We start from the raw sequence: 12,674 nt of genomic DNA on the forward strand, positions 1-12,674 counted from the left end.
CATGGTCGGCCGCACAGGTGGTTCAGCACATCGGGGTGAACCCTGAAAGTTCACCCGATGCTGTGTACCCGTCACGCCCGTGTGTGCGAGTCAGCTCATCCGCAAGGCGGGCGATACCCCTCGCCAGGCAGTAATCGCTGCCATAGTTCAGGGGTGATCGCAGCCCCGGTAACGGCGCAGATCCGCTCCGCGGCCCGACGTTCGTCCAGGTCCCACATGTGCATGACGCCGTCCTTGCCGGAAGCGACCAGATGGGTGCCGTCGGGGTGGAATCGGATCGTCCACCAGATGTTCTCCTCGGGCGAGACAATGGAACTTCGCATTATCGGCACCGGCGTGCGGGGGGCCGAGATATCCCACAGTCGCACGACGCCATCCTGTCCGCTGGTGGCCAGCAAGTGCCCGTCGCGGCTGACATCGACGGTTACCAACGACAAACTGTGTCCGGCGACCGGGTCTCCAGTCGGTTCGAGATGTTCCCGGTCATCGATATCCCAGATCTGGAACTTCTCGTTTCCGCGAACGAGCAGGCCGCGATCGTCGGGAAGGAACTGCGCGTCATCGATCGGCCCGATCTCGGATCGGAGAGGTGTACCGAGTTGTCGTGGCAGGTGGGGGTTCGAGACGTCCCAGAGTGTCATCTCGCTTGCTTCGCTGTTTCCGCGCCAGCTCCATCCGACGACCACGAGAAGTCCACCGTCGTGGCTGAAGGATATTGTGTCTATCTCGTCCTGCGGGATGGTTATCCCTTCGCTCAACCGCTCAGGTCGCTCCTGGTCGGTGAAATCCCAGAGTGTGATGGTCTGACCACTGTCGGCCCCGAACGTGGTGTTGAACGCGGTGGCCATCAATCGCCAGTCCGGGCTCATCCGCACCGTCCCGTACCGGGATCTCTCAGTACCGGACAATTCCACGGTCCTCCGCAGTCGGATATGTGTGGAGTCGGAAAGGTCGAGTATCCGCATCCTCGTCGTATGGTCGTCCGGTTTCCACTGGGCATCGACCTCTGTGAAGGTCATCGTGCGTCCGTTCGGATGAAGATTCAGATTGTATGAAAGCCCCGCACTGAATCCCGCACGTCGGTATGGTTTGTCCGGATCTCCGACATCCCAGACGCTGAATTTGTTTTCGCCCGAGCCGAGGACCATCAGGGTTCCGGATTCATCGAACGCTGGAATGCTCATACCGATACCGTCGAGGACGAAGGTGGACGGCAGCGACCACAATCGCACCGATCCGCTTCTGCCTCCAGTCGCTACGGTGCCACCCGCCGGGCTGATCGCGACCGTTGCGGGTTGATCGACGCATGGCCCGGACCTACCGGAATTGCGGCAGTTGACGGGACTGCCGGTAAGTCGGTTGCCAATGATTTCGGGCCGGTTCGGGTCGACGATGTTCCACACTGCGGCACCGTCCGAGCCACCTGTTGCCACGGTATGCCCATCAGGGCCGAACGACAGTGTCGAGATTGTCGAGTCGGGGTCTGTGTGCGCTGAGAGTTGCCGGGGAACTGCCTCGGCTACGGTCCAGAGTTCGAGGGTGCCGCCCAGTTCGCCCGCTGTATTGCTCGCGTTGCCGACCACCGCGAGAATGGCACCGTCGGGACTGAACTTCATATCCGCGACATCGGTCGTCTCGATCGGTGATCCTGTGCTTTTGCCGGGGTCCGTAGGATCCCGCAACTCTATGATCGCGCGAGGGCGTTCGGCGGTCGGATCCCGCAGCTCCGTATTCGTGCGAGTGGCCGCCGGTCCGCTCGCGTCGAGTCGAGAAGTGATCGCCAGTCGCCGCCCGTCCGGGCTGTAGGCGGCCGACTTCATATACGCGTCGGGCGCGGTGGGGACGAATGTCGTCGGTTTCGGAGCCGTGGGCTTCTCGATATCCCACATCTGCAATCCGCTCCCGTCGGCGAGGACCGCCGCCAGCGCTTTGCCGTCGGGGCGGAAGACCATATCTATGATCGTGTTCGCATCACCACCGGTCGCAGCGGTCAGCAGGCGTGGTGCGGATGGATCGTGTACATCCCACAGCCGCGGCCGACCCTCGAGGCTGGTCGCGAGCAAGGTGCCATCTGGACTGAATGCCAACGGGCCGTAGTGATCGACGTCCTCGAGCGTGTTGCCGATCTGGTGTGGACGATCACCGGTATCCCACAGCCGGATGCTGCCATCGTTGCCGATGGATGCGAGCAGGTGGCCGCCTGGGTGATACGCGAGTCGGGTGACTTCATCCGAACCCCCCGGAAGTACCGTCGCGAGCGGCATATTCTGCGTCCGCAACAGTCGCGCGCGAAGTTCGGGATCGTCGGGCCGTAGCCGATAGGCGATGAGATACAACTGTGCGGACAATGTCGGATCGATCGATGCCAGACGGTCGGCCTCCGCGATGAGGATCGCGATCTGCTTGTCGTCGCGCTGCTGGGCGGCGATCCGGCTCTGCGCGTATGCCGCGAAACCGACGACGAGCAGCACGACACCGGCGAGCGCGAGAACGACTTTCGTCGCCGACGAACGTTTCCTGGTGCGGAGCGTGGCCTTACGTGACGCGTCGAGGAATTCGCGGGCGACGCCCCGCGTCTGCCCTGTGACGGTGTGCGCGCTCGCGTTGTCCAACCGGGTGCCCCGATACAGCAGCGCCATATCCCTGCCACCGGAATCCCATTCGGCGGCGTCGGCTTCCAGCCGCTGTCGCAGCAGATAGCCGACCCGGTCCTCGTCGATCCAGGCGCGCAGCCGAGGCCAGGCATCCAGGACGATCTCGTGGGTCAGGTAGACCGAATCGGCGTCGAGGGTGATCAGGCGGGTGCGAGCCAGCAGTTCCAGCGCCGCGCCCACCGCGTCCGGATCGTTGGTGCTGCGAAGCAGATCCGAGCGGGTCGTGGTGCGGCGAGTGTCGCGGGCATCGGGCGCAACCGTGACCAGTCCGAGCAAGACGGTCTTCGCCGCCGACTGCTGGGCATCGGAGAGCTCGCTCCACGCGTATTCGGCCGTGGCGGCGACAGATCCGACCACACCTCCCGCCGCGCGATATCCGGCACGGGTCAGGCGCAAACCGTCGCGATTGCGCCAGGTCGCGGCCATGACGTGAGAGAGCAGCGGCAGGGCGCCGGGATCGTAGCTCTGGCGGGTTTCGTGATCACCGATTCCGCAGAGTTCGGTGATGACGAGTTCGTCCAGGCCGGGTTCGAGTTTCAGGCCCGTGTGCTCGGCGGGGCCGACGATCGCCTGATGCAATTCGTCGGCGCGCATGGGGCCGAGCAGATAGCTCCGGTCTTCGAGCGATTCCTGTAGGTCGGGATAGTCGAGACAGGGCGCGTAGAAGTCGGCACGTAGGGCGATGACCACGGCGATCGGTCGCGGAGGGTGGGTGGCGAGGCGGTGCAGAGTCGAGAGGTAGACGTCTCGCTCATGTTCGTCGACGCAAAGTGTGAACAGCTCTTCGAACTGGTCGATGATGAGGAGTCGCCGGTTGATGCACGCGGTGGCGACAGCGGAGGAGGGTTCGTCGTTCGGCTTTCCTGCGGACATGGCCTCCATCAGCGCGGCGAGCGGGTGCGCGCCCGGCGTCACGGTGACGACGGACCACCTCTCCGGTTCCCTGGTCAGTGTGGCGGTCAACCCCGCCGCCAACAGCGAGGACTTGCCCGCCCCGGAGGCACCGACGAGGGTGACGATGCCGCCTTTCGTATCCGCGGCGGCGCGTACCAGCTCGGTTAATTCCGCTGTGTGACGGGTTCTTCCGAAGAACCGATCGCGATCCCTGTCGCGGTAGGCGGTCAAGCCGGGGTAGGGACAGGTGAGATCGGCTATCTCGGCCGGAGTTCCGCTGATCGACTCCTGCCACAGCCGCCGCCAGAACTGGAGATCGAACAGCGGGTTCGGCGCGGCGCCCGACTTCTTCGCCAGGTCGATGAGGGTGAGCACGACCGGAAGTAGGGATTCGAAGCGGGCAGGGACATTCCGGCCCGCTTTCCAATCGCTGATGCGCTGGGCGGATGCGGGATTGGTCTGCGTACCACGGCTCCCCTTCATCCGGCTCGCGGCCGCCGTGGCGACTCGGCGCAACGTCGGATTTCCGGCGGTGGCATAGAGGGCCGCAAAGGATTCGGCGAATATCGCACGCGGCAAACGAGTTTCCCCCCGGCCTTCGGCCGTGACGCCCCCCGTCACCTTGTGCGCCTGTGGAACTGAACAGAGCGCGCAGACATACGAACAAACTTACTGGCCGATTCCGACGTCGGGTGCGTGTGAGGGCGATGCGGATATCCGCACCGCCCTCACGCGTCTCCAGTTGCTACAGGACGATGATGTCCCCGTAGACAGCCCCGTTGGCCGAGGTCTCGGGTGAGTCGACCTCGATCTTGGTGTAGGGGCGGATCGTCAGCGGCCCGCCGCAGCCTTCCACCATCAGGTGGAAATCACGGCTCATCACGTAACCCGTCGTGCCACCGACGATGTCCTTGCTGCCGACCTCGATGTCCTTGATGACACCGGGGGTGATGTCGAGGTCGAGACCCATGGACGCGTGGATCGACGGGCCGATGCTCGCGTCGAGGCCGGGTGTCAGGGAATCCGGGCTGGCGCCGACGCCGAGTGTGACTCCGGCGCCGAACTCCGCGCCCGCCTTCGCACCGAAGGTCAGATCGATGCCGACCGCGCAGCTGACCAGGTATCCGGTCTTCAGCACCGCGGTACCCGGGTCGTCGACGTGTCCGTAGGAGGTGTTGTCCAGGAACACTTCGCGGGTGGTCGGCAGCCCGTTCTGCGGAGGCACCGGATCGGCCACGAGGTCGGTGTGGCCCACGGTGAACGCGAAGCCGGTCGGTGTGGCGTAGTTGTTCTCGTGTGCCGCGAATGCGTAGGCGTCGGCGGTACCCGTCCCGACCCCGCCCACCGCGAGGGCGATCGGCGCCAACGCGGCGGCGATGATGCGTGCGAATGTGTACGACAAGATTCCTCCCCTGTATCCCGGTCGGACCTGCTCGGAACCGATGAGCCTGTCCGTGAGAAAAACGTATGTCCGGCGGTGCGCCACGACCGCCCCCCATTTCCGATTCGGAGCGGAAAACTACTGGCAGAAGCCATAGTTCGAGTTCTCCGGTCCGGTGGCTCATGGACAAACGCGCTCTCGATATCAGGTATATCGAACGCGCCTTAGCGATCACTGAGTGATCACTGAAGGTTTCCCCGACATGCTGGTCATCCGCCCTTTTCTTTCCGGACCGGACAACGGGAGGGCGTCGGCTCGGGAATCCACGCGGTGTTGCATCCGGTTTCCGATCTGGCGGCGGCCAAGCAGGTCTATGCCGCGCTGCTCGGTATGGCGCCGCAGACCGACGAGTCCTACTACGTCGGGTACGAGGCCTCGGGGCAGCACATCGGCCTGGTGCCCGCAGGGGGGCCGCAGAGCCCGACCGTGCCGACCGCCTACTGGGAGGTGTCGGATATCGAGGCGAAATTGGCCGAGGTGACGGCCGCGGGGGCCAAGGTGCAGGACCCCGTGCACGAGGTCGGCGGTGGTCGCCGGGTCGCCACGGTTCTCGACCCCGACGGCAATCTGCTCGGACTGCTCCAGGACCAGTAGGCGCTCGCCGGCCCGGGCGATGCCGGAACGCGGCCCCGCGTCCGGCGCCGGTGCGCGGATCAGGGTGATTCCTGATGCCCTCGGCCCTCGGGGCGTGCCAGTATCGGAATATGTACCCGACTGATCCAGCGTTCGACGCTGCCCGCAGGCAGGCGGGGTATCGACCCGATCCGGCCCTCGGGTTCGGGTTCGCGCCCGGGCGGGGGTTCGGACCCGCGCCGGTGCTGGATCTGGGGCCGAATCCGCAGGTGCGGCTGGTCCGGCGTTCGGGTGGGCGCGTCGTCGCCGGTGTCGCCGGTGGACTCGCCGATCATCTCGGGCTCGACGTCTTCAAGGTGCGGATGGCGTTCGTGCTGTTGTCCGCGCTGGCGGGCGCCGGTATCGCCGCGTACGGGCTGCTGTGGGTCTTCACCCCCGGTGGCGCGGATTCGACGAAGCCGTCCGGTGCCGAACGCAGGCAGTCGGTCGGTCTCGCGCTGCTCGGGCTCGGGTTGTCGATCGTGGTGTCGTGGCTGATGAACGGCACGGTCGCGGCGAAGATCATCGTCCCGATCGTGGTGGTGACGATCGGCGCGGCGCTGGTGTGGCGCGAGTACGACACCGACGGTCCGCGTTCGCTGCTCGGCCTGCCCGCCCGGCCGTCGGTGGTGACCTGGGCCCGCATCGTCGCGGGCGCGACCATGGTGATCTTCGGACTCGGCGTGGTGGTGCTCGCCAGGATCGATCTGAGTTCGCTCGGGTCGGCGCTGATCGCGGTCGCGGTCACGCTGATCGGCGCCGGACTGCTGACGGTGCCGCTGTGGCTGCGCATGATGCGCGCGCTGAACGACGAACGCGCCGCCCGCATTCGTAACGAGGAGCGCGAGGAGATCGCCTCCCACCTGCACGATTCGGTTCTCCAGACATTGGCTCTGATCCAGCGCCAGGCCGACGATCCGCAAGAGGTGACCAGGCTGGCCCGCAGCCAGGAACGCGAATTGCGCCGATGGCTGTTCGAGGATTCGGGTCCGGCCCAGTCGAGTCTGGCGGCCGCGCTGCGCACCATCGCGGGGGAGGTGGAGGATCAGCACGGCGTCCAGGTCACCACGGTGACGGTCGGCGATGTGTCGATGGATCTCGGTGACACCGGCAGCGGCCTGCCCAAGGAACATTTCACCGCCTTGCTCGGCGCGAGCCGGGAGTCGCTGGTGAACGCGGCCAAACACGCGGGCGTCCCGGCGATCGACCTGTTCGCGGAGGCGGAACCGCATCAGGTGAGCGTTTTCGTGCGCGACCGCGGCGCGGGGTTCGACCTCGACGCCGTCCCACAGGATCGTCAGGGCCTGGCGAAATCCATCCGCGGCCGGATCGAGCGGCGCGGCGGACAGGTCGAGATCCTGTCCACGCCCGGTCGCGGCACCGAGGTGCGGATCATCATGCCGCGCACCGATTCCGGGGCGGACGACGATCGGGCCGACGACCTCTCCGACACCGCAAGCGCCGTGACGGAGCGGATCGCGCAATCGACCGGCCAGGGCACGTGAGCCGTCGGCCACGTGCCGGACGGTCGGTGACCTCCTCCCGTCGGGCTTCGCGGTTAAGGTGGCTTCCGGGCAACCGATTCCGCGCGGATTTCGGTGACGCGCCGGGTGCGCCCAGAATTTCGCCCGGCATGCGACCGCCGGTTCGCGACGGCGCTGTCGGATCGACCGACGGCGAACGCGCAACGGCGGAGGAGCGGAGCAGGTGAGCGTGCGGGTTTTTCTCGTCGATGATCACGCCGTATTCCGGTCGGGTGTGCGGGCGGAGTTGAGTCGCGAACCCGATATGGAAGTGGTCGGCGAAGCCGGTGGGGTGGCCGAGGCCATCGCCGGAATCGCCTCTGCGCGTCCGGATGTGGTGCTGCTGGATGTGCATATGCCCGACGGCGGTGGTGTCGCGGTGCTGACCGGGATCGATGACGGTCCGGTATGTCTGGCGCTGAGCGTGTCCGATGCCGCGGAGGACGTGATCGCGGTGATTCGCGCGGGTGCGCGCGGCTATGTCACCAAGACGATTTCGGGATCCGAACTGGCCGACGGCATCCGGCGGGTCGCGGGCGGTGACGCGGTGTTCAGTCCGCGCCTGGCCGGATTCGTCCTCGATTCGTTCACGGGCCGGTCACCGGTGCCGGAACCGCCGCTCGATCCGGAACTGGACTCGCTGACGCCGCGTGAACTCGAGGTGCTGCGCCTGCTCGCTCGCGGCTACACCTATCGCGAAATCGCCGAGACCCTGTTCATCTCGGTGAAGACCGTGGAGACCCACGCCTCCAATGTGCTGCGCAAGACCCAGCAGTCCAATCGGAACGCGCTGACCCGCTGGGCGCATCGCAGGCGGATCGACTGAACGGAACTACATCACCGCGACGAGGATCGCGATGAGGATGACCAGTCCGATCAGCAGCCCGACGGCGATGGCGAGCGGCGCGTTGCTCGGCGGATTCCCTTGGGCCCGTTGGCCGACGGGCGCGGCGTTGCCTGCGGCCCGGACGGGTGCCTGGTGCTGCGGGCGCGGCAACGGCATGGCGTGCGGACTGCGCAGGCCGGAGGCGGAACTGCGGGCGGCCCAGGACGGGATGGTGCCGTCCTCGGTGCGCACCGGGGCACCGAGAATGTAGGAGTCGGTGCCGGGACCGAAAGCGGCGGTGAGGATTTCGTCCCTGGCCTCGGCCATCGTCGGTCGGCGCTGCGGTGCGGGTTCGAGCATGTGCAGCAGGGCGTTGGTGAGGACGCCGCTGCGGGTCGGCGGAATGATCTGGGCCATCGCGGCACGTTCGACCAGGACGTCGCTGTCCTCATCGAGGCCGAACGGCGGCTGACCCTCGATCGCGGTGTAGAGGGTCGCGCCGAGGGAGAACACGTCGCTGGCCTCGGTCGGCTGCGCGCCACGGGCCACCTCGGGCGGCAGGTAGGCGGGGGTGCCGGTGATGATGCCTTCGGGATCTTCGGTGAGATCGCCCGCGCCGCGCGAGATGCCGAAGTCGCTGAGTTTGGCGATGCCGACCGAGGGGCCGCGATCGGCGACCAGGATATTGCCCGGTTTGATGTCGCGGTGCACGATGCCGACCGAATGCGCGGCGGCCAACGCGTCGGCGACCTGCGCGCCGATCTGCGCCACCTCGACCACGGGCAGTGTTTGCACCATTCCGAGCGCCCTGGCCACGCTGCGTGAGGGTAGGTGTTCCATGACCAGCCACGGTTCGCCCGCTTCCAGGGCCACGTCGTAGACCGCGATCGCGTGGTCGTGGGACAGTTTCGCCGCGACCCGCCCCTCGTGCAGGATCTGGCCGCGGACCTTCTCCGCTTCCGCCTCGGGCAGTCCGGCGGTGGTCAGCACCTGTTTGATGGCGACCTCCCGATCGAGCAGGCGATCGTGCGCCAGCCACACCGCGCCCATGCCGCCGCCGCCGAGTTTCGACTGCAGGCGGTAACGGCCTGCGACCAAGTACTGCGGGCCGACGATGGGACGGTGGCGATCGATCATGGGTGCAGGGTATCCGAATCTCGTGCTAGGCGACCTGATTCGAGCGGACGGCGAGAGCGGCTCCGGGCGTCGATGCCCCTTCCGTGGTAATGCCGACCCTACGCGCGTGATCGATCCTGGCTCGCCCTCGGGTGGACCCGGGCTGGCAAATTCTCGGACAACTTCTGGGACGGCTGGGGTCGGAGACGGCCCGCGAGGAAGAGGGGAACGGCGTCGGCGCGCCACCCTTGACGGATCACGGGGGTGGGTTTCTACTTGATCACTATCGAACGTATATTCGATAGTGATCGATAGCTGTATCGGTGCTGACTCTCATTTCTCGATGGAGAAACGGGGGTCGGCCCGCTCGCTTCGCCTCGGAGTCCATCGTGGGAAGTAGGTGGTTGTGATGGGTTCGGACGTGCGGGTGGGGGATGAGAAACGCCAGAAGAAGCTGGAGGAACTCCGCAGGAGGATGGCCGCGATCCCAGGGCGCGGCCAGTCCGAGGTCGGGCGGATTCCCCGCGAGACCGAACTGCGCAGAGAGTCACTCCCGGTGCCGAACGCCCTTGCGGAATTGTTGCCCGATGACGGTCTCGCGAAGGGATCTGTCGTGGCGTACACGGGAGCGCGGTCGTTGCTGGCCGGGCTGCTCGCCGCGGTGACCGAACACGGCGGGCATGCCGCAGTGGTGGGGATGCCCCGGTTCGGGCTGCTCGCCGCAGTGGAAATGGGCGCGGAATTGGCACGTCTGGCCGTGGTGGCCGATCCCGGACCCGACCCCGTCGAGGTGGCCGCGGTGTTGCTCGACGGACTGGATCTGGTGGTGCTCGGCCTCGGCGGCACCTCGGTCGCGCCGTCGCGGTCCCGCGTGATCGCCGCCCGCGCCCGCAGTCACGGCGCCACCCTCGTGGTCGCCGACGGCCACTGGCCCAACCCCTCCCTGCGCATGAGCGCCCGCGTCTGCGGCTATGCCGGGCTCGGCGCGGGCCACGGACGACTGCGTTCGATCGGCCTCGACGTCGATATCCGCGCCAAGTCGGGTCCGTCCCGGCGCGGCCGCATCGACCTGTGCCCGAACGGCGGCCGTGTCGAATGGGTCCCGCGTAGTGTCGTCGCGGGCGCGGGGGAGGCGCCGGTCGCCGCCCGAGGCGCGGCCTCGTGACCGGGGTCGCCCGCGCGACCGTCGACCATGCGTTGGTCGCCGGTGTCGCACCGTGATTCGTCCGGGACGGTCGCGGGTGCTCGCCCTGTGGTGCCAGGACTGGCCCGCGGTCGCCGCGGCCGCGGCGGCGGATCTGCCCGCGACGCGGCCGGTCGCGGTGCTGTTCGGGAACCGGGTGGTCGCGTGTTCGGCGGTGGCCAGGTTCGAGGGGGTGCGCCGGGGATTGCGACGGCGCGAGGCCCAGTCGCGCTGCCCCGATCTGTTCCTCGTGCAGGACGACCCGGATCGGGACGCGCGCCTGTTCGAACCGGTGGTCTCGACGGTGGACGCGACCGTGCCGGGAGTCGAGGTGCTGCGCTCGGGACTGCTTGTGCTCGGTGCCCGCGGGGCCGCGCGGTTCTTCGGCTCCGAGGAGGCGGCGGCCGAACGTCTCGTCGACGCGGTGTCCGCGCTCGGCGTCGAGGCGCAGATCGGTATCGCCGACGAACTGTCGACGGCGGTACTCGCCGCCAAACGCGGTGTGCTGGTGCCGCCGGGGGAGGGCGCCGGATTTCTGGCGCCCCTGCCGATCGCCGAACTGGCCGCCGAACCGAGTCTGTCCGCTCCGGAACGCGCCGACCTCGTCGATCTGCTGCATCGCCTCGGTCTGCGCCGGATCGGCGATTTCGCCGCGCTGAGCCCGGCCGAGGTCGCCTCCCGCTTCGGGGTCGACGCCGTGCTCGCGCATCGCCTCGCGCGGGCCGTGCCGGAACGGCCGCCGTCGGCACGTCGGCCGCCGCCGGAACTGACGGTGGAATACCGCTGCGATCCGCCGATCGACCGGGTCGACGCGGCCGCTTTCGCCGGACGCATGCTCGCGACCGCGCTGCACACCGCGCTCGCCGCCGCCTCGGTCTCGTGCACCCGGCTTTCGGTCTACGCGGAAACGGAAGCGGGAGAACATCTCTCGCGTATCTGGCGCTGTGCCGAGCCGCTGACCCCGTCGGGTACGGCGGATCGGGTGCGCTGGCAGTTGGACGGCTGGCTGACCCGGCGCGACCGACCGACCGCGCCGATCACCCTGCTGCGCCTGGAACCGGTCGAGATCGCGGCATCGGGCGCGTTGCAACTCGGCCTGTGGGGTGGCGTCGGCGAGGAGAACGAGCGGGCGCGGCGCGCCCTGATCCGGGTGCAGGGTCTGCTCGGTGGCGAGGCGGTGCAGGTCGGGGTGCTCAGCGGCGGCCGCGGCCCGGCCGAACGCGTCACGATGGTCGTGCTGGGTGACGAGCGGGTGCCCGCCGCCGATCCGGGGCTGCCCTGGCCGGGCCGTCTGCCCGAACCCGCTCCCGCGGTCCTGCTGCTCAACCGTCCGACGGTGGAATTGGAAGCCGCCGACGGTCACCGGGTGCGAGTCACCGCCCGCGGCCTGTTCTCCGCCGACCCGGTGGTGCTGCGCTGGGGCAGCAGGCAGTGGCGGCTGACCGGATGGGCCGGTCCGTGGCCGCTGGACGAGTACTGGTGGACCCCCGAATCCGCCGCGTCGGCCGCCCGCGCCCAGGTGCAACTGGACAGCTCCGATACCGAGGTCAGGGTCCTGCTGCTCGTCTATCGCGACGAGATATGGCGGGCGGAGGGGCTCTACGACTGATCGCGACCACCGGTACCCTCGGATATCGTGAATCTGTCGGTGACCAGCATGGCGATCGGTGACGTGCGGATCGCCTACCGCGATTCCGGGATCGGTCGATCGGACGCGGCGGATGTGCCGGTCGTCCTCGTCCACGGCATGGGTGGTGACGGGCACACCTGGGACCGTTTCGCGCGCATCCTGCTCGCGCGCGGCAGGCGCGTCATCATCCCCGACCTGCGCGGTCACGGTCGCAGCTCACATTCGGATTCCTACCTGTTCGGTGAGTTCGGCGCGGATCTGCTGCGGCTGATCGAGCGTTGCGGCCTGTCGTCGGTGGATCTGGTCGGGCATTCGCTCGGCGGTTACGCGGTGTCCCGCGTGGCGCAGGAACGCCCGGATCTGGTCCGCAGGCTGGTCATGGAGGAATGTCCGCTGCCCGCGCGCTCGGGTGACGAGCAGATGAGCCTGACCCGCCGATTCCCGAGCGTGCCCGAACTCTGGCACGCCGCGTCGAGCCTGATCCGTCATCCCCGCGCCGTCGTCGCCTTCGACCGCACGATGACGGCGACCGCCCTCGAACAGTTCCGCAAACCCGATCCGCAATGGTGGGAGCGACTCTCCGATATCACCGCGCCCACCCTGGTGTTGCGCGGCGGGCCCGGCGGCATGGTCGATCCGGAGAAACTGGCGATCATGCAGGCCGCGGTGCCGGACTGCACCGTGTGCGCGTTCACCAGCGGGCACAGTATCCATCGCGATCGTCACCGCGAGTTCGAGGCCGTCGTCCTTCCGTTTCTGTCCTGACGCCGGTCCGTATTGTGGTCGATTCGACAT

At 67.7% G+C, this 12,674-nt stretch carries 9 protein-coding genes; 6 read left to right on the forward strand and 3 right to left on the reverse strand.

The features are described 5' to 3' along the window. Positions 1-95 precede the first annotated feature (95 nt). Together OG225_RS39540 and OG225_RS39545 are read right to left on the reverse strand one after the other, a co-directional pair. A complete protein-coding gene (locus OG225_RS39540; protein WP_405179717.1) occupies positions 96-4,127 on the reverse strand; it encodes a hypothetical protein in 4,032 nt (1,343 codons plus the stop codon). Positions 4,128-4,293: 166 nt separating this feature from the next. Continuing rightward, a complete protein-coding gene (locus OG225_RS39545; protein WP_405179718.1) occupies positions 4,294-4,950 on the reverse strand; it encodes an MspA family porin in 657 nt (218 codons plus the stop codon). Positions 4,951-5,259: 309 nt separating this feature from the next. Between OG225_RS39545 and OG225_RS39550 the strand changes: the two genes are divergently transcribed. The 3 genes from OG225_RS39550 (at position 5,260) to OG225_RS39560 (ending at position 7,950) form a co-directional block, all read left to right on the forward strand. Next, positions 5,260-5,583, forward strand: a complete 324-nt coding sequence (locus OG225_RS39550) for a VOC family protein (protein WP_405179719.1) — start codon at positions 5,260-5,262, stop codon at positions 5,581-5,583. A gap of 110 nt (positions 5,584-5,693) precedes the next feature. Next, entirely contained in the window at positions 5,694-7,106 is a 1,413-nt protein-coding gene (locus OG225_RS39555) for a PspC domain-containing protein (protein ID WP_405179720.1), read from the forward strand. A 208-nt stretch (positions 7,107-7,314) separates the two neighbouring features. Next, positions 7,315-7,950, forward strand: a complete 636-nt coding sequence (locus OG225_RS39560) for a response regulator transcription factor (RefSeq protein WP_109525679.1) — start codon at positions 7,315-7,317, stop codon at positions 7,948-7,950. Positions 7,951-7,956: 6 nt separating this feature from the next. Here OG225_RS39560 and OG225_RS39565 read toward each other — a convergent pair whose 3' ends face one another. Then, positions 7,957-9,087: a serine/threonine-protein kinase gene (locus OG225_RS39565; protein WP_405179721.1), complete on the reverse strand. Its 1,131-nt coding sequence runs from the start codon at positions 9,085-9,087 to the stop codon at positions 7,957-7,959. A 388-nt stretch (positions 9,088-9,475) separates the two neighbouring features. Between OG225_RS39565 and OG225_RS39570 the strand changes: the two genes are divergently transcribed. From OG225_RS39570 to OG225_RS39580, 3 genes are read left to right on the forward strand one after another with little or no spacing between them, the layout of a single operon-like run. Then, positions 9,476-10,231 carry a hypothetical protein gene (locus tag OG225_RS39570; RefSeq protein WP_405179722.1) on the forward strand — a complete coding sequence of 252 codons (756 nt, stop codon included), beginning with the start codon at positions 9,476-9,478 and terminating at the stop codon, positions 10,229-10,231. A gap of 52 nt (positions 10,232-10,283) precedes the next feature. Beyond that, positions 10,284-11,858, forward strand: coding sequence for a DNA polymerase Y family protein (locus OG225_RS39575; RefSeq protein WP_405179723.1), 1,575 nt, complete (start codon positions 10,284-10,286; stop codon positions 11,856-11,858). Between the two features lie 27 nt (positions 11,859-11,885). Continuing rightward, on the forward strand, positions 11,886-12,644 hold the full coding sequence (locus OG225_RS39580; RefSeq protein ID WP_405179724.1) for an alpha/beta fold hydrolase: 759 nt from the start codon (positions 11,886-11,888) through the stop codon (positions 12,642-12,644). The last annotated feature ends 30 nt before the right edge of the window (positions 12,645-12,674 follow it).

Origin of the sequence: Nocardia sp. NBC_01377 (genome assembly GCF_045040005.1) — a bacterium.
GTDB lineage: Bacteria > Actinomycetota > Actinomycetes > Mycobacteriales > Mycobacteriaceae > Nocardia > Nocardia noduli.

What these genes read in the sequence shown, in the direction of transcription:
- OG225_RS39555 (WP_405179720.1), top strand. Translation starts at nt 5,694, where the DNA reads ATGTACCCGACTGATCCAGCGTTCGACGCTGCCCGCAGGCAGGCGGGG.
- OG225_RS39570 (WP_405179722.1), top strand. Translation starts at nt 9,476, where the DNA reads ATGGGTTCGGACGTGCGGGTGGGGGATGAGAAACGCCAGAAGAAGCTG.
- OG225_RS39565 (WP_405179721.1), bottom strand. Translation starts at nt 9,087, where the DNA reads ATGATCGATCGCCACCGTCCCATCGTCGGCCCGCAGTACTTGGTCGCA.